The 16,288-nt window shown below is 73.0% G+C and carries 17 protein-coding genes; 12 read left to right on the top strand and 5 right to left on the bottom strand.

The window, feature by feature from the left end; translation table 11 throughout:
- Positions 1-71 precede the first annotated feature (71 nt).
- Positions 72-548 carry a cupin domain-containing protein gene (locus ABEB12_RS11815; RefSeq protein ID WP_185061793.1) on the top strand — a complete coding sequence of 159 codons (477 nt, stop codon included), beginning with the start codon at positions 72-74 and terminating at the stop codon, positions 546-548.
- A gap of 12 nt (positions 549-560) precedes the next feature.
- On the opposite strand, the gene ABEB12_RS11810 is transcribed toward ABEB12_RS11815, so the two are convergent.
- Entirely contained in the window at positions 561-1,172 is a 612-nt protein-coding gene (locus tag ABEB12_RS11810; RefSeq protein ID WP_185061794.1) for a DUF4232 domain-containing protein, read from the bottom strand.
- A gap of 93 nt (positions 1,173-1,265) precedes the next feature.
- On the opposite strand from ABEB12_RS11810, the gene ABEB12_RS11805 reads away from it, so the two are divergent.
- The 3 genes from ABEB12_RS11805 to ABEB12_RS11795 are packed head-to-tail and all read left to right on the top strand — an operon-like array spanning position 1,266 to position 4,523.
- Complete coding sequence (locus ABEB12_RS11805; protein ID WP_221498162.1) at positions 1,266-2,465, top strand: thiolase C-terminal domain-containing protein; 1,200 nt, start codon at positions 1,266-1,268, stop codon at positions 2,463-2,465.
- A gap of 11 nt (positions 2,466-2,476) precedes the next feature.
- Complete coding sequence (locus ABEB12_RS11800; protein ID WP_185061795.1) at positions 2,477-4,051, top strand: AMP-binding protein; 1,575 nt, start codon at positions 2,477-2,479, stop codon at positions 4,049-4,051.
- A complete protein-coding gene (locus ABEB12_RS11795; protein ID WP_185061796.1) occupies positions 4,029-4,523 on the top strand; it encodes an OB-fold domain-containing protein in 495 nt (164 codons plus the stop codon). Before ABEB12_RS11800 ends, ABEB12_RS11795 begins: the two co-directional genes overlap by 23 nt.
- Before the next feature lie 209 nt (positions 4,524-4,732).
- On the opposite strand, the gene ABEB12_RS11790 is transcribed toward ABEB12_RS11795, so the two are convergent.
- Genes ABEB12_RS11790 through ABEB12_RS11775 form a run of 4 tightly spaced genes read right to left on the bottom strand, consistent with a single transcriptional unit; the run spans position 4,733 to position 7,628 of the window.
- Positions 4,733-5,215: a pyridoxamine 5'-phosphate oxidase family protein gene (locus ABEB12_RS11790; protein ID WP_185061797.1), complete on the bottom strand. Its 483-nt coding sequence runs from the start codon at positions 5,213-5,215 to the stop codon at positions 4,733-4,735.
- Positions 5,200-6,054, bottom strand: a complete 855-nt coding sequence (locus ABEB12_RS11785; RefSeq protein WP_185061798.1) for a mycofactocin-coupled SDR family oxidoreductase — start codon at positions 6,052-6,054, stop codon at positions 5,200-5,202. Before ABEB12_RS11785 ends, ABEB12_RS11790 begins: the two co-directional genes overlap by 16 nt.
- Positions 6,055-6,085: 31 nt before the next feature.
- A complete protein-coding gene (locus ABEB12_RS11780; RefSeq protein ID WP_185061799.1) occupies positions 6,086-6,841 on the bottom strand; it encodes a GntR family transcriptional regulator in 756 nt (251 codons plus the stop codon).
- A gap of 28 nt (positions 6,842-6,869) precedes the next feature.
- Positions 6,870-7,628 carry a glucose 1-dehydrogenase gene (locus tag ABEB12_RS11775; protein ID WP_185061800.1) on the bottom strand — a complete coding sequence of 253 codons (759 nt, stop codon included), beginning with the start codon at positions 7,626-7,628 and terminating at the stop codon, positions 6,870-6,872.
- 75 nt (positions 7,629-7,703) lie between these two features.
- On the opposite strand from ABEB12_RS11775, the gene ABEB12_RS11770 reads away from it, so the two are divergent.
- The 8 genes from ABEB12_RS11770 to ABEB12_RS11735 all read left to right on the top strand — a co-directional run bounded on the left by ABEB12_RS11770 (position 7,704) and on the right by ABEB12_RS11735 (position 16,273).
- Entirely contained in the window at positions 7,704-8,858 is a 1,155-nt protein-coding gene (locus ABEB12_RS11770) for an amidohydrolase family protein (RefSeq protein WP_185061801.1), read from the top strand.
- A 3-nt stretch (positions 8,859-8,861) separates the two neighbouring features.
- A complete protein-coding gene (locus ABEB12_RS11765) occupies positions 8,862-9,119 on the top strand; it encodes a hypothetical protein (protein ID WP_185061802.1) in 258 nt (85 codons plus the stop codon).
- Between the two features lie 94 nt (positions 9,120-9,213).
- Positions 9,214-10,428, top strand: a complete 1,215-nt coding sequence (locus ABEB12_RS11760; protein ID WP_185061803.1) for a cytochrome P450 — start codon at positions 9,214-9,216, stop codon at positions 10,426-10,428.
- Positions 10,416-11,594 carry an acyl-CoA dehydrogenase family protein gene (locus ABEB12_RS11755; protein WP_345702757.1) on the top strand — a complete coding sequence of 393 codons (1,179 nt, stop codon included), beginning with the start codon at positions 10,416-10,418 and terminating at the stop codon, positions 11,592-11,594. The genes ABEB12_RS11760 and ABEB12_RS11755 overlap by 13 nt, the downstream gene beginning before the upstream one ends.
- Entirely contained in the window at positions 11,591-12,790 is a 1,200-nt protein-coding gene (locus ABEB12_RS11750) for an acyl-CoA dehydrogenase family protein (RefSeq protein ID WP_185061804.1), read from the top strand. The genes ABEB12_RS11755 and ABEB12_RS11750 overlap by 4 nt, the downstream gene beginning before the upstream one ends.
- Positions 12,791-12,804: 14 nt before the next feature.
- A complete protein-coding gene (locus ABEB12_RS11745; RefSeq protein ID WP_221498163.1) occupies positions 12,805-14,286 on the top strand; it encodes an aldehyde dehydrogenase family protein in 1,482 nt (493 codons plus the stop codon).
- A 47-nt stretch (positions 14,287-14,333) separates the two neighbouring features.
- Entirely contained in the window at positions 14,334-15,500 is a 1,167-nt protein-coding gene (locus ABEB12_RS11740) for an acyl-CoA dehydrogenase family protein (protein ID WP_221498164.1), read from the top strand.
- Positions 15,497-16,273 carry an enoyl-CoA hydratase-related protein gene (locus ABEB12_RS11735; RefSeq protein ID WP_185061806.1) on the top strand — a complete coding sequence of 259 codons (777 nt, stop codon included), beginning with the start codon at positions 15,497-15,499 and terminating at the stop codon, positions 16,271-16,273. Before ABEB12_RS11740 ends, ABEB12_RS11735 begins: the two co-directional genes overlap by 4 nt.
- The last annotated feature ends 15 nt before the right edge of the window (positions 16,274-16,288 follow it).

Here is a 16,288-nt window from a genome sequence, read left to right as displayed (position 1 = left end):
GTTTACCCACCGACGGCCGGGTGAAACATCGACCGTTGACGCCGACCCGGTGGAGCCATACGTTGCGGCGCGTGACCGACGACGAGATCGTGCTCGGACCGCTGCCCAAGGGCATCACCCGGGCCAAAGAGGGCATGCGCAAGCGGGTGTGGAACGTGCTCGGGCACACCTACTACATGAAGGCGGCCAGCGACACCAGCTTCGCCTTCGAGACCCTCGACCCGCCCGGCACCGGCGTTCCGCCGCACGTGCACCCCCGGCAGGACGAGCACATCTATGTGCTGGAGGGCGTGTTCACCCTCTATCTGGACGGCCGGTGGGAGACCGCCGGCCCCGGCGACACCGTGCTCATGCCGATGGGCCTGCCGCACGCCTACTACAACCGCTCGGAACAGAACAGCCGGGCGTTGTTCTGGGTCAGCCCGGCCGGCCGGCTGGCCGAGCTGTTCGACAAGCTGCACAACCTGGAGGATCCCGCCGAGGTGGTGAAGCTGTCCGCCGAGTGCGGCGTCGACTTCCTGCCCGCCGGCGCGGTGGAGGGCGCCTGAGCCGGGCCGCGGTCAGCCGGCCGCGAACGGCTCGATCCAGGAACCCGGGTGGGTGGCGGAGTCCTGGCGCAGCACGGTCAGCCCGGCCGGCCACTGCGCGGTGAGCGGCGTGGTCTCCCCGGGCGGGATGGTCTCCAGTCGGGTCGGCACCCATCGGGTGGAGCCCATGCTTCCGACCGAGCCGTCGGAGTACGGCAGCACCACCAGCCGGGCCGAGGCGCTGGCCCCGGGACGCAGGTGGATGTCCTTGACCCCGTTGGTCTGCCTGGTCAGCGTGTAGACCGGGCCGTTCGGGTCGGCCGGGCCGTGCAGGTCGGCGCCGGGCACCCCGCGCAGCAGGCAGGGGCGCTGGGACTTGTTGGTGTACACCAGCTTGACCGGGACCTGGGAGTCGCCCCGGCCCGCGGGAGCGTCCAGCCGCGCGGACAGCTGGTCGGTGTGGCAGCGCGCCTCGGGCGCACCCGCCGCGGCCGCCGGCGCACTCGACGCAGCGGCCGACCCGCTCGGGGCCGACTCGCTCGGGGCGGCCGTGCTCGGGGCGGGGGTGTTCAGCGGCGGCGCGGGCTCGGAGCACCCGGCCAGCACGGCGATGAGCAGCGCGGACAGTGCCGGCAACACGCGCACTTTCGACCTCCCGGTCGCGTTTGGGGAACGCCCCGGACTTTAGACTTCGAAAAATTCGAGTAAACATATACCGATTTAAGGTAGAGTCGCCGCATGCTGATGCGCCGGTTCGAACGGGACGCGTGCATCACCGGGATCGGGCAGTCGGCGATCGGCCGGCGACTGGGCCGGGCGGCCATCGACCTGACCACCGAGGCCTGCCTGGCCGCGATCGCTGACGCCGGGCTGGGCCGGACGGACGTCGACGGCCTCGTCACCTATCCCGGCGGCGATGCCGCGCTCACCCTCGGCTACGGCGGCCCGCCCCCGGAGGCCGTGCAGGACGCGCTGCGGCTGGACCTGAACTGGTACGAGGGCGCGGCCCACCTACCCGGGCAGCTGGGCGCGCTGGTGGCCGCCTGCCTGGCCGTCTCCGGCGGGCTGGCGCGCAACGTGCTGGTCTACCGGACGGTGACCGAGTCGACGGCGCAGGGGGCCGCCGGCCGGGCCCGGGTGCTGCCCGGCGGCGACCGGCCGGTGGCCGGGATCAACTACTGGACCGCGCCCTACGGGGCCGTCTCGGCGGTGAACTGGCTGGCCCAGCTGGCCGCGCGGCACTTCCACGTGCACGGCACGACGCGGGAACAGCTGGGCGCGCTGGCCATCAACCAGCGGGCCAACGCCGCACTGAACCCGGCCGCACCGCTGCGCGAGCCGATCGGCATGCCGGACTACCTGGCCGCCCGGATGATCTCCACCCCGCTGTGCCTGCTGGACTGCGACCTGCCGGTGGACGGCTCGACGGCCCTCGTCGTGTCGCACGTGGACCGGGCGGCGGACACCCCCGGGCCGTCGGTCTACGTGGAGGCGGTGGGCACGGCGCTGCGCGGCCGGCCCTCGTTCGACCAGTACGCCGACCTGACCTCGATGGCGGCGGCCGGGGCGGCCGAGCACCTGTGGCGGCGCAGCGAGCTGAAGCCGGCGGATGTGCGCCTGGCCCAGCTCTACGACGGCTTCTCCATCCTCGCGCTGGTCTGGCTGGAGGCGCTGGGCTTCTGCGGGCCGGGGGAGGGAGGCGCGTTCATCGGGGACGGCAGCCGGATCGCGCTGACCGGCGAGCTGCCGGTGAACACCGCCGGCGGGCAGCTCTCCGGCGGCCGGTTGCACGGGTACGGGCATCTGCACGAGGCCTGCGTCCAGCTGCGCGGAGCGGCGGGCGCCCGGCAGGTCCCGGGGAACCCGGGCGTGGCCGTGGTGTCCAACGGCGGCGGCCCGGTGGCCGGCTGCATGGTGTTGACGAGCGAACGTCCTTGAGGAGGCCGGGGATGGGCTGGAGCCGTGGTGAGCAGGACACCGTGCTGGGGGTGCTGCGCCGGGCCGTGGAAGCGGATCCCGACGCGGTGTTCCTGGACTTCGGCGGGGACCTGACCAGCTACGGGCAGCTCTACCGGCGGGCCATGCGGCTGGCCAACGGGCTGCGCGCGCACGGCGTGGCCCCGGGCGACCGGGTGGTCACGCTGATGGACAACCACGTGGACGCGGTGGCCGCGTGGTTCGGCATCAACGCCGCCGGGGCGATCAGCGTGCCGGTGAACACCGCCTACAAGGGCGAGTTCCTGCGCCACCAGATCGACGACGCCGGGCCCCGGCTGGTGATCGCCGAGCCGGACTACGCCGGACGGGTCGAGGACGTCGCCGGCGACCTGCGGGAACGCCCGCCGGTGTTCCTCCGGGACGCCACCCTGGGCGGCCTCTACGTGGACGACGACCGGGACCCCGGGCGGCAACCCGACCCCGGCGACCTGACCATGCTGATCTACACCGCCGGCACCACCGGCCCCTCCAAGGGCTGCATGATCAGCCACAACTACGCGTGCAACCTGGCCCGCCAGTCCAACGACCTGGCCACCCGGCGGCCGGGGGAGACCGTGTGGACCCCGCAGCCGCTGTTCCACCTCAACGCCACCGCCACCGGGGTGCTCACCAGCGCGCTGCTGAACAGCGCGATCAGCGTCTTCCCCCGGTTCTCGGTGTCCCGGTTCTGGGGCGACGTGGAGCGCAGCGGGGCGCGCATGGTGAGCCTGCTGGGGTCGGCGATCTCACTGATCGCGCTGGCGCCGGAGACGCCGGAGACGCTGCGCTGCCGGGGCCAGCTGCGGATCGCCTACGGGGCGCCGTTCCCCGGGGAGATGGCCCGGATCTGGCGGGAGCGGTTCGGCGTGGAGCGGGCCGGCGCGCCCGGTTACGGGCTCTCCGAGGCCAGCATGATCGTCACCGCGCCGCTGCGGCCCGACCCGGTGCCGGACGCCAGCGGGAAGCGCAACGAGGACTTCGACGTGCGCATCGTGGACGACCGGGACGAGGAGCTGCCGCCGGGCGAGGTCGGCGAGATCATCTGCCGGCCGCTGCGCCCGCACGTGATGTTCTCCGGCTACTGGAAGCGCCCGGAGGCCACGCTGGGCATCCTGCGCAACCTGTGGCTCCACACCGGTGACCTGGGCAAGTTCGACGCGGACGGCAACTTCTACTTCGTCGACCGGAAGAAGGACTACCTGCGCCGGCGGGGGGAGAACATCTCCAGCTACGAGCTGGAGGCGACCTTCCTGCGCCATCCGGACCTGGTGGAGGTGGCCGTGCACGCGGTGCCCAGCGAGGTCAGCGAGGATGACGTGAAGGTGACCGCCGTGCGCACGCCCGGCTCAGCGCTGAGCGAGCGGGAGCTCTGCCTGTGGGCGGTCGAGCGGGTGCCCTACTTCGCCGTGCCGCGCTACGTGGAGTTCCGCGAGCAGCTGCCGAAGAACCCGGTCGGCCGGGTGCTGAAGTACCAGCTGCGCGAGGACGGCCGCACCGCCGGCACCTGGGACCGCGAGGAGTCGGATGTCCAGCTCACCAAGCGGTGAGACCGTGCCGGACGTGCTGGCCGAGCGGCCGGTCCCGGCGCCGGACCCGCTGGCCGACTTCTTCTGGCAATCCGGCCGGGACGGGATGCTGCGCATCGCCCGCTGCCGGGACTGCGGGTTCTGGGTGCACCCGCCGAGCCTGCCCTGCCCGCGCTGCCTGGGCCGGGCGGTCCACCCGGAACCGGTCAGCGGGCGGGCGGTGGTGCACTCGTTCACGGTCAACGTGCAGCAGTGGCGGCCCGGCCAGGACCCCTACGTCATCGCCGTGGTGGAGCTACCCGAACAGGACGGGCTGCGGCTCACCACCAACATCGTGGGCTGCCCGGTCTCCGAAGTGCACATCGACCAGCCGGTGCGGGTGGCGTTTGTGGCCCGCGGCGGCCGGTACTACCCCGTGTTCACCCCGGCCTGCCCGATCCAGTCGAGATCTACCTCAACGGGCTTTGATCTTTGGCGGAGCCCATACAGGTAGATCTCGGCGAAGTGGGCGGCCTTCTCGAGGCTCAACGGCGGAAGCGTCTATCGCTGCCCGTTGCGTTGCGTCCCAAGTCTTTCGTGCCCTGGTCACGGACGTGGTCGGGCCGCGAGTGGCCGGGGGCGGCCGCCTTCCCGGTCCTCACGGTTCGTGGCGAAGGGCCGCCGGCGCCCGGAACCGGCGCAACGGGCCGTTCTTCGAACTCGTCACTGCACCAGCCAGGCGGGGGAGCGGGGGCGGCGGATTTTGCGGTTGTCCCAGGTGATCAGGGCGCCGACCGGGGTTAGGCGGACGATGGCCGAGTCGGCGGCGTAGTGCCGCACGGTGGCCTCGGGAAGTGCCTGCCGCTCGCCCGGGCCGCGGCCCCGGTACTTCTGTGCGCGTGCCTCGAACACCTGGGTGGCGGTGGCCTCGTCGGTGATCAGTTCGGCGTGCGCCCGGAAGGACACCGCGGTCAGCTCAGCCCAGCGGTCGCCGTCTTCGGCGAGGAACCCGACTCGGCCGTCTCGGGCGATGCGCGCGACCTTCTTGCTGGTCGCCGGAGTGCGGAAGTAGATCCGCCGGTCCAGGGCGACGAACCAGACCGGCAGGGAGATGGGGTACCCGTCCCGGTCCAGCGTGCTGACGATCCCGGTGAGTGCGCCCCTGACGAACTCCCACGCCTCGTCCTCGGTCAGCCTGATACCCATGGATGCACCTTCAGGTAGCCGCCGGCGTCCACCCGCAGCTGCATGCCGGTGACGAACCGGGACTCGTCCGAGGCCAGGAACAGCACGGCGTGGCTGATGTCCTCGGGCGCCACGTAGGGCACCGGCATCAGGTTCATCGCGGGGAAGGCCTGCTCGGCCTGCTCCCGGGTGGGCGCGTCCAGGTCCGGGCGGAAGATCCGGTACATGCCCGGGTGGTGCAGCATCGGGGTGTCGGTGTTGGTCGGGTGGACGGCGTTGACCCGGATGCTCTTCGGGGCCAGCGCGGTGGCCAGCTCGTGCACGTAGTGGGACAGCGCCTGCTTGGCGAACTTGTAGCCGGCGGCGGCCGGGTCGGCGGCGCCGGAGCGGGGGCGCATCGCGGCCAGTGACCCGGTGGCGATCACCGAGGCTCCGGCCTCCAGCTCGGGGATCGCGGCGTGCAGCGTGTTCAGCACGCCGCCCAGGTTCACGTCGACGGTGTCCAGCATCGCGGACACCGGCTCGGCCGCGCCCATCGGCGCGATGCCGGCCTGCGCCACGACCACGTCCAGCCGGCCGAACTCGGTGCGGGCGCGGCGGACGGCCTCCCGCATGGCCGCCGGGTCCCGCACGTCGGCCCGGATGCTCAGTATCCGCCGGTCCAGCGCCTCCACCAGGCGTTCGGTCTCCGCCAGGTCGGCCTCGGTGGCCAGCGGGTAGGGCACCGAGCCGATGTCCGCGCACCGGTCCACGGCGACGATGTCCGCGCCCTCGGCGGCCAGACGCACGGCGTGGCTGCGGCCCTGGCCCCGGGCCGCGCCGGTGATCAGGGCGACCTTGCCGGCCACCCGGCCGGTCATGACCGGCCTCGCTCGCACGCTCGCTCGACGGTCACGAGAGCAGGTCCAGCACCGAGTCGGCGCCCGGCACCGACATGATGTGCGCGTCGCCGGCCTCCAGGTGACGGCGCCACAGGTCCTCGGCGTCCTGCGCGGCGCCGGCGGCCACCAGGTCGACCAGCCGGGCGTGCGCCCGGTGCGCGGTGGCCATGCCGTCCTGGGTAGCCACCTCCGCGCCGTGCGCGGCGACGAACCGGTCGGCCTGGGCCTGGATGATCCGGTTGGCCACCGAGCTGAGCGCCTCGAACGTGTGGCAGCCGGTGAGCTGCACGACCAGCTGGTGGAAGCGGCCGTGCGCCCGGGCCAGGCGGGGCGGGTCGTCCATCGCGTCGGCCTCGTCGGCCAGCGCCGAGCGCAACCGGTCCACGATCTCCGGCGTGGCCCGCTCGGCCAGCAGCGCGGCGGCCGGCGCCTCCAGCATCACCCGCGCGTTGTGCACGTCCTCCAGGGTGGCGCCCTCGTACTGCAGCAGCAGCCCGATGTACCGGGCCACCATGGGCACCGCCGGGGTCCGCATGCGCGCCCCGCCGCCGGCGCCCCGGCGCACCACCACCAGCCCCTCCGACTCCAGGATGCGCAGCGCCTCGCGCACCGTGGTCCGGGCGACGGCCATCTCGGCCATCAGCTGGTCCTCGGGCGGCAGCGGGTCGTCCTCCCGCAGCTCCCGGGTGACGATCTTGCGCCGCAGCGTGTGCGCGACGATCTCGGCGGCCTTGGGGACCTGGACCGCGTCGAGCTTGGTGACCATTCGGGGATTCTCCTACCGCGCCGCGGGTTTACTGAGCCACCGCGCCGCCGTCGACCGGCAGCGCGTGTCCGTTCACGAAGGACGCGGCGTCCGAGCAGAGCCACACCACCGAATCGGCGATCTCCTCCGGCTCGGCCAGCCGGCGCATCGGCGTGATGTCGGTCATCGCCTTCGCCATGTCCGGGCTGGACTCGGCCCGCTGGATGTTCATCTGGGTCTTCGTGGTCCCCGGGCAGACGGCGTTCACCCGGACGCCCTTGCGACCGTACTCGACGGCGGCGGCCTTGGTGAGCCCGACGACGCCGTGTTTCGACGCCACGTACGCGGCCGCGAACGGCACCGCGACCAGCCCGGAGAACGACGAGGTGTTCACGATCGACCCGCCGCCGGCCGCCAGCATGGCCGGGATCTGGTGCTTCATGCACAGGAACACGCCGGTCAGGTTGACCGAGAGCACCGCGGCCCATTCGGCCTCGGGCACGTCCACCAGCTTGGCGGAGGAGCCGAGCACCCCCGCGTTGTTGTGCGCGCAGTGCAGCCCGCCGTAGGTGTCCACCGCGTGCGCGACCAGCGCCCCCACCTGCGCCGGGTCGGTCACGTCGGCCGGTTGGAAGCTGGCCGTCCCACCGGCCGCGAGGATCTCCTCGACGGTGGCCTTGCCACCGTCCGGGTCGATGTCCGAGACCACCACGCTGGCCCCGGCCCGGGCGAAGGCCAGCGCCGAGGCCCGGCCGATGCCGGTGCCGGCCCCGGTGACCATGGCGACCTTGTTCAGCAGTGCCGTCACCGCGTCCCACCTTCCGTTCGATCGGCGTCACCGGAAGTCTATCCGAATAATTCGTTCTAAGTTAGAGTGATTCTCATGCCGCTCCGGGACGACATGCAACTGATCTCCGTGGACGACCATCTCGTGGAGCCGCCCCACCTGTGGCAGTCCCGGCTGCCGGCCAGGTGGCTGGAAGCCGGCCCGAAGATCGTCGAGGAGCCGGCCTCGGACGGCGGCCCGCCGGCTCACGTCTGGTACTACGAGGGCCGGCGCTACCCGCAGATCGGGCTGAACGCGGTGGCCGGCAAGCGGCCCGAGGAGTTCGGCACCGAGCCGCTGCGCTACACCGACATGCTGCCGGGCTGTTACGACCCGGAGGCCCGGGTGATCGACATGGACCTGGACGGGGTGCGGGCGGCGATCTGCTTCCCCTCCTTCCCCCGGTTCGCCGGCACGGTGTTCCTGCAGGGGGAGGACAAGGAGCTCGCCGGGCTGTGCGTGCGGGCGTTCAACGACTTCATGCTGGACGAGTGGTGCGCGGCCGCGCCCGAGCGGTTCATCCCGATCGTGATCCTGCCGCTGTGGGACGTCCAGGCCTGCATCGCCGAGGTGCACCGCACCGCCGCGCTGGGCGCCAAGGCGATCTCCTTCACCGAGAACCCGGTGCCGCTGGGCCTGCCTTCCTTCCACACCGACCACTGGGACCCGCTGTTCGACGCCGTCGAGGAGGCCGGGCTGCCGCTGTGCATGCACTTCGGCACGTCCGGCCAGGCGCCGACCACCGCCCCGGACGCCCCGTTCGCGGTGACCATCACGCTGTTCGGCTGCAACTCCATGTTCGCCGCCGCCGACCTGATGTTCTCCCCGGTGTTTCACCGGCACCCGCGACTGAAGGTGGCGCTGGCCGAGGGCGGCGTCGGCTGGATGCCCTACCTGCTGGAACGCGCCGACTACGTGTGGAACCGGCACCGCTTCTACCAGAACGTGAACCAGGAGATGAAGCCCTCGGAGATCTTCCGGCGGAACATCTGGGGCTGCTTCATCGACGACGAGCACGGGCTGGCCAGCCGGCACGAGATCGGCATCGACCGGATCACCTGGGAGTGCGACTACCCGCACTCCGACTCCAACTGGCCGAACAGCCGAAAGCGCGCGGTGGAGGTGTTCGCCGACGTGCCGGACGACGAGGTGCACCGGATCGTCGAGTGGAACAGCCGCGAGCTGTTCGACTTCCCGCGCGCCGGGGCGTAGGCGGTGCCCCGGCCGGACCCGAACGCCTCGGACTGGTCCGACCTGGACCTGCTCACCGTCACCGAGGCCACCGAGCGGCTCACCGACGAGCTGGCCGAGGTGCGGGCTCGGATCGCCGGGCTCACCGGTGAGCCCGGCGCCGGGGACGAGCTGGCCGCCTACCGGCGCCGCGAGGACCTGCTGGAACGCGCGATGGACCGGGCACTGCGCCCGCGCGGCGCCATCCCCGGCCTCCCGCCGTCCCGGCGCACGGAAAAATAGAGAGCGAATTTTCGAGCAACCGGCCGGATTCGTGCCCGCGCCAGCTTGCTGGGTCACCCAGTATCGCTTATTGTTGTAACGAATTATTCGACACATGGAGGTGGCAGTGTCCCAGGCGTCCCAGGCTCGGCCGGACCACGTTCCTCCTGGGCTGGTCCGGGACTTCGATCACGTGTTCGGCGCCGAGTTCGGGCGTGACCCGTTCGCCGCCTTCCGGGCGTGCCGGGGCGACCGGGTGTTCTGGAGTCCGCACCACGGCGGCTACTGGGTGCTGACCACGCTGGCCGACATCCGGGAGGCCCTGCAGCGGCCCGCCGACTTCTCCAACTGGCCGACCGGCATCCCGGCGCACGTCAGCCGCCGGGAGCGGATGGTCCCGCTGGAGCTGGACCCGCCGGACCATACCGCCTACCGGCGGGTGCTGGCGCCGATGTTCGCCCCCAAGGCGGTGGCCGCCCGGAACGCCGCGATCGGGGACACGTGCGAGCAGCTGATCGACGCGCTGGCGCCCAAGGGCCGGTGCGACTTCATCGCCGAGTTCGCCCAGCCGTTCCCGACCACCATCTTCACCAACATGCTCGGGTTGCCCGCCGAGGAGTCGGACCGGTTCGTGGGCTGGAACAACGTGCTGCTGCACTCGCACGCCGACCCGGACGCCCGCCGCCGGGCCGGCGACGAGATCAACGGCTACCTGCGCGAGCTGATCGAACAGCGGCGCGCCGAGCCGAGGGACGACCTCACCTCGGCCCTGCTGGACTGCGAGGTGGACGGCCGGCCACTGCGCCCGGACGAGGTGCAGAACATCACCTTCATGCTGTTCGTGGCCGGCCTGGACACGGTCACCGCCGCCCTCTCGTTCTGCTTCCGCTACCTGGCCGAGCACCCGGCGGACCGGGCCCGGCTGGTCGCCGACCCCGGGTTGGTGCCGAGCGCGGTGGAGGAGCTGCTGCGGGTGCACGCGTTCATCAACCCGGCCCGCACGGTGACCGCCGACCTGGAGTTCGCCGGGGTGCGCATGCGGGCCGGCGACCGGGTGCTGGTGTCCACCGCGCTGGCCAGCAACGACCCGGCGGAGTTCGAGGACCCGCTGGAGGTCCGGCTGGACCGCTCCGGGAACCGTCACCTGGCGTTCGGGGCCGGCCCGCACCGGTGCGCCGGCTCCCACCTGGCCCGCGACGAGATGGCCACCGCCGTGCGCGAGTGGCACCGGCGCATCCCGGACTACGCGGTGCCCGACGGCCAGGAGGTCACCGTGCACGCGGGCGGCGCGATGGGCATCGACCGGCTGGAGCTGGTGTGGGCCGGGTGATCCCGGACCGGGTCGGGTCGACCCCCGCCGAGTTCGGCGCCGAGCTGCGGGCGTTCCTGGAGGAGCACCACCCGGGGCGGGCACCGCGCGAGCGCACGGCCCGGCTCGCGTTCCTGCGGGCCTGGCAGGCCACGTTGTTCGACCACGGCTGGATCGCCCCGGCCTGGCCGAGGCGCTGGGGCGGCATGGATCTACCGGCCCCGCTGCGGGCCGTGTACCACCGGGAGATGGCGCTGGCCCGCACGCCCGTGCCGCCGACCAACGCGGTCGGCATCGTCGGCCCCACCCTGCTCCGCGACGGTACCGACGCCCAGCGGGAGCGCTACCTGCGCCCGATGCTGCGCGCCGACGAGCTGTGGTGCCAGGGCTTCTCCGAGCCGGACGCCGGCTCCGACCTGGCCGCGCTGCGCACCCGGGCGTTACTCGTGGACGGCGAGTACCGGGTGACCGGGCGCAAGATCTGGTCCACCAACGCGCCGGTGGCCCGCCGCATGCTGCTGCTCGCCCGCACCGGCACAGCGGAGTCGCGGGCGCGCGGCATCACCTGCCTGGTCGTGGACATGACCGCGCCCGGCGTACGCGTGCACCCGCTGCGGGACATGGCCGGCTCCGCCATGTTCGCCGAGATCGAGCTGGACGACGTGGTGGTGCCGGTGGGCGACCGGATCGGCGAGCACGACGACGGCTGGCGCAGCGCCCGCGTCACCCTGGGCAACGAGCGGTCCACCTCGCTCACCGCCGCCGCGCTGCGCTACCAGCGGGTGGTCACCGATCTGGTGCGCCTGGCCCGCGAGCGGGGCCGGACCGGGGAGCCCTCGGTGCGCCAGGAACTGGCCCGCACCATCACCGCCGCCCGGCTGCTGGAGCTGAACGGAGCCCGCGTGCTCAGCCGCGTACTCGCCGGCCAGGACCCCGGCCCCGTCTCCTCCCTGAACCGGCTGCAGCACGCCGAGTTCGAACAGCACCTGCACGAACTGGCCCTGCGCCTGCTCGGCGCCGACGCCATGCTCGCCCCCACCGACCCCCGCCTGGCCGAAGACGCCCGCTGGGTACGTGGCTACCTGCGCACGAGGGCCTCCACCATCGGCGCCGGCACCTCGGAGATCCAGCGCAACACCATCGCCGAGAAAGTCCTCGGCCTCCCCACCGACCGGGAGCAACCATGACCACGCTCAACGCGAGTCGGCGTTCCCAGTACACCGAGTCGACAGTTTCGGCCCGCCGAGTCGACGCGTTCGGCACAACCGAGCAACCCAGCGAGCCGTTCGCGTTCGGCTCCGAGCACGACCAGCTGCGCGCCACCGTGCGCCGGTTCCTGGCCGACCGGTCACCGGAGACCGAGGTGCGCCGGCTGATGGAGACCGACACCGGGCACGACCCGGCCGTCTGGCGCGAGCTGGCCTCGCTCGGGCTGACCGGACTGCTGGTGCCGGAACGGCTCGGCGGGGCCGGGGCGGGCGCCGTGGCGCTGCAGGTGGTCTGCGAGGAGATGGGCCGGGCGCTGTTCTGCGGGCCCTACCTGTCCTCGGCCGTGCTGGCCACCTCGGTGCTGCTGGCCGCCGGCGACGAGGACAGCCAAGCGCGGTACCTGCCCGGGCTGGCCGACGGCTCACTGATCGGGACGCTCGCGCTGACCGAGGCCTCCGGCTCCTGGCGGGTCCAGGACGTGGCCACCCGGGCCGAGCCGGACGGCGCCGGTGGCCACACGCTGACCGGCGAGAAGCTGTTCGTGCTGGACGGCGCACTGGCCGACCTGCTGCTCGTGGTCACCCGGGACGGGTTGTTCGCCGTCACCGCCGACGCACCCGGGCTCACCCGCGAGCCGCTGACCACGCTGGACGCCACCCGCAAGCAGGCCAGGGTGACCTTCGATGACACTCCGGCGGCCCTGGTCGGGGCGCCCGGCGACGTGGCGGCCAGCGTGGCCGACGCGCTGGACATCGCGGCGGCGGCCCTGGCCGCCGAACAGGCCGGCGGGGCCCGCCGGGTACTGGAGATGGCGGTGGAGTACGCCAAGGTCCGCCACCAGTTCGGCCGGCCGATCGGGTCCTTCCAGGCGATCAAGCACAAGTGCGCCGACATGCTGCTCGAGGTGGAGTCGGCCACCTCCGCCGCCTACGCGATCGGGTGGTCGCTGGACACCGGGTCCACCGAGGTGGGCGTGCTGGCCAGCCTGGCCAAGGCCTACTGCTCCGAGGCGTACTACCACTGCGCGGCGGAGAACATCCAGGTGCATGGCGGCATCGGCTTCACCTGGGAGCACCCCGCGCACCTCTACTACAAGCGCGCCACCAGCGCCGAGCAGCTGCTCGGCTCGCCCGGCTACCACCGCGAACTGCTGGCCACCCGGCTCGGCATCTGAGGAGGCATCCGACCGTGACGAACCGCCGGGAGGCCGAGGCCGTGGCGCCGAAGGCGACCAGCTTCATCGGCCAGGACGAGGTGCCGGGCGCGGGGGAGCCCCTCGCGTTCGTGCACCCCGGTGACGGGCTGGTGTACGCCGAGCTACCGCTGGCCGGGCCGGCTGAGGTGGACGCCGCCGTGGCGGCGGCCCGGGACGCGTTCCCGGCCTGGCGCGCCCTCAACCCCGCCGCCCGCCGCGACCTGTTGCACCGACTGGCTGGGGTACTGCGTGAGCACTCCGGGGAGCTGGCCGGCCTGGTCAGCCTGGAGATGGGCATGCCGGTGCGGGCTTCGGTGGCCGGGGTGACCCAGGCGGCGGAGTGGTTCGCGCACTACGCCGGCTGGGCGGACAAGATCACCGGCGGCACCGTGCCGGTGGCGCCGGGGGCGGTGCACGACTACACCGTGCCCGGCCCGAGGGGCGTGGTGGCGGCGATCATCCCGTGGAACGGGCCGGTCATCGCGCTGGCGTTGAAGGTGGCGCCGGCGCTGGCGGCGGGCAACTGCGTGGTGCTCAAGCCGTCCGAGCTGGCCCCGTTCTCCAGCGTGCGGCTGGCCGCGCTACTCGCGTCCGCCGGCCTGCCGGAGGGCGTGCTCTCGGTGGTCGGCAGCGGCCCGGACGTGGGTGAGCGGCTGGTCGGCCACCCGGGCGTCGACATGATCAGCTTCACCGGCGGGGACCGGGCCGGCCGGGTGGTCGGGCGGGCCGCCGCCGACCGGCATGTCCCAACGGTGCTGGAGCTGGGCGGGAAGTCCGCCTCGCTGGTGTTCCCGGACGTGGACCCGGCGCGCGCCGGCAAGCTCGGACTGGTCCTGGGCGCGGTGCAGAACAGCGGCCAGGGCTGCTTCCTGCCCACCCGGTTGCTGGTGCACCGGGACATCTACCCGGCGGTGCTGGACGCAGTGGTCGCGGCGGCCGGGGAGGTGCGCATCGGCGACCCGTTCGACCAGGGCACCGCGATGGGTCCGGTGGTCTCCGAGGCGGCCGCCGAGCGGATCCTCGGCGTGGTGTCGGCGGCGGCCAGCCGGGGGGACGGGCGGCTGGTGGCCGGGGGCGCCCGGGTGGACCGGCCGGGCAGCTACCTCACGCCGGCCGTGTTCGCCGACGTGGACCCGGCCAGCCCGCTGGCCCAGGAGGAGGTGTTCGGGCCAGTCCTGGCGCTGACGCCGTTCCAGGACGAGGACCACGCCGTGGCGCTGGCCAACGGCACCCGCTACGGCCTGGCCGGCTACGTGTGGACGGCCGACCTGGCCACAGCGCACCGGGTGGCCGACCGGCTGGACGCCGGCTACGTCTCGGTGAACGGCATGGCCGGGCTCCCCCCGGGCGCGCCGTTCGGCGGCTGGAAGGCCAGCGGCCGGGGCACCGAGGGCGGCCTGGACGGCCTGCGCGAGTATCTGCACACCAAGAACGTCCACGTACAGCTGCGCGCACCTGGCGGTGCGCGCCCGTGAGTGGCGAGTGTGGCTATAGCGATACTTCTCACTCACGGGTATTCGAGTTGCGGGCGCTCGAGTTCCTGGCGGCCCGGTTGCCTCGGCGTGCCGCGCGGGCCGGGGAGTGGGGCGTTGGCACCGAGGACCTGGCGCTGTTCCACGAGACGTCCGGGGAGGAGGAGCGCCAGGAATGCGCGGCGGCCCTGGCCTGGCAGCGGGAGCGCTGGGCCGCCGGGTTCGGCTGGCTGACCGGGCCGCTGGCGCACGGCGGCGCCGGGCTGCCGGCCGGGTACGACCGGCTCTACCGGCAGCTGGAGGACCGGTTCGAGGTGCCGGACATGAACCCGCTGCGCATCGGGCTGGGCACCGTCGGGCCGGCCATCGCGGCGTACGGTACGCCGGAGCAGGTGGACCGCTTCGCGGTCGGGCTCTACCGGGGCGAACGGGTCGCCTGCCAGCTGTTCTCCGAGCCGGACGCCGGATCCGACCTGGCCGGCGTGCGCACGCGGGCCGTGCGCGAGGGTGCGGACTGGGTGATCACCGGGCAGAAGGTGTGGACCTCCAACGCGACCTTCGCCGACCTCGGCCTCGCCCTGGTGCGCACCGATCCGGACGCCCCGAAACACCGGGGCCTGACCATGTTCGTGGTACCGATGGATGCCCCGGGCGTGCGGGTGGTCCCGCTGCGCCAGCTCACCGGCGGCACCAGCTTCACCGAGGTGTTCCTGACCGACGTGCGGGTATCCGACGAGCACCGGATCGGCGCGCCCGGCGAGGGCTGGCGGGTGGCCACCGGTGCGCTGGCCGGGGAGCGCCGCGCGGTGGGCGACCGCTGGCACGAGCGGAACGCCCGGGCGCTGGAGCTGCTGCGCGGGCTGGCCGAGCGGACGGGCCGGTGGGAGGACCCGCTGGCCCGGCAGGAGTGGGCCCGCCTCTACTCGCGGCTGCGCATCGCCCGGTTCCAGCAAGAACGCATGCAGCAGGTAGCGCTCGGCGGCGCTGAGCGGGCGGTGGACAAGCTGCTGCTGAGCACCAACCTGCGCCTGGTCGGCGAGCTGGCGGCCGAGCTGGCCGGGCCGGCGTTCACCGCCGACACCGGCGAGTGGGGTCACTACGGCTGGAACCGCTGGCTGATGGGCGCGCTGGGCTACCGGATCGCCGGCGGCACCGAGGAGATCCTCAAGACCATGCTCGCCGAGCGGGTGCTCGGCCTGCCGAAGGAGCCCCGGTGACCGACTACCAGACGGTGCGGTTCGAGCTGGCCGACGGCGTGGCGACGGTGACGCTGAACCGTCCGGACGTGCTCAACGCCTTCGACCAGCGGATGCTGGACGACTTCGCCGACCTGTGGCGGCGCTGCCGCCGCGACGACGACGTGCGGGTGGTGGTGCTGCGCGCCGCCGGCGAGCGGGCCTTCTCCACCGGGGTGGACCGCAAGGCCGGCCGGGACCGGCACTCCAACCCGTGGAGCGCCGACGACCCCGGCTTCTTCCTCGGCGCCAAACAGAACCGGGTGTGGAAGCCACTGATCTGCGCCATCCACGGCATGTGCGCGGGCGGCGCGTTCTACTGGGTGAACGAGGCCGACGTGGTGATCTGCTCCTCGGACGCCACCTTCTTCGACCCGCACACGACCTACGGCATGCTCTCCGCCCTGGAACCGGCCGCGCTGGCCCGGCGCATCCCGTTCGGTGAGGCGATGCGGATCGCGCTGTTCGGACTGGACGAGCGGGTCGGCGCCGACCGGGCGCACACCATCGGCCTGGTCAGCGAGGTGGTTGCGGGCTCGCGGGCCGAGGTGTGGGCGCGCGCCCAGGTGCTGGCCGAGCGGCTGGCCGCCAAGCCGCCGCTGGCCGTGCAGGGGAGCGTGAAGGCCATCTGGGACTCGCTGTCCATGAGTCCGCAGGCCGCCAGGGAGGTCCCCCTGGTCTACCCACAGCTGAGCAACCCGGGTTCGCAGACCCCGTTCACGCCCGGCCCCCGGATCGACCCCGAGATCCGTTGACCCGATGGGAGCACC

Origin of the sequence: Actinospineispora eucalypti, assembly GCF_039543365.1 — a bacterium.
GTDB classification, from domain to species: domain Bacteria; phylum Actinomycetota; class Actinomycetes; order Mycobacteriales; family Pseudonocardiaceae; genus Pseudonocardia; species Pseudonocardia eucalypti.
This window is presented reverse-complemented; position numbering and strand designations above follow the sequence as displayed.

Bases quoted from the DNA above. Each gene is read 5' to 3' on its own strand.
- ABEB12_RS11805 (WP_221498162.1), top strand. From the start codon at position 1,266: ATGCTGATGCGCCGGTTCGAACGGGACGCGTGCATCACCGGGATCGGG.
- ABEB12_RS11800 (WP_185061795.1), top strand. From the start codon at position 2,477: ATGGGCTGGAGCCGTGGTGAGCAGGACACCGTGCTGGGGGTGCTGCGC.
- ABEB12_RS11795 (WP_185061796.1), top strand. From the start codon at position 4,029: ATGTCCAGCTCACCAAGCGGTGAGACCGTGCCGGACGTGCTGGCCGAG.
- ABEB12_RS11790 (WP_185061797.1), bottom strand. From the start codon at position 5,215: ATGGGTATCAGGCTGACCGAGGACGAGGCGTGGGAGTTCGTCAGGGGC.
- ABEB12_RS11785 (WP_185061798.1), bottom strand. From the start codon at position 6,054: ATGACCGGCCGGGTGGCCGGCAAGGTCGCCCTGATCACCGGCGCGGCC.
- ABEB12_RS11780 (WP_185061799.1), bottom strand. From the start codon at position 6,841: ATGGTCACCAAGCTCGACGCGGTCCAGGTCCCCAAGGCCGCCGAGATC.
- ABEB12_RS11770 (WP_185061801.1), top strand. From the start codon at position 7,704: ATGCCGCTCCGGGACGACATGCAACTGATCTCCGTGGACGACCATCTC.
- ABEB12_RS11760 (WP_185061803.1), top strand. From the start codon at position 9,214: ATGGAGGTGGCAGTGTCCCAGGCGTCCCAGGCTCGGCCGGACCACGTT.
- ABEB12_RS11750 (WP_185061804.1), top strand. From the start codon at position 11,591: ATGACCACGCTCAACGCGAGTCGGCGTTCCCAGTACACCGAGTCGACA.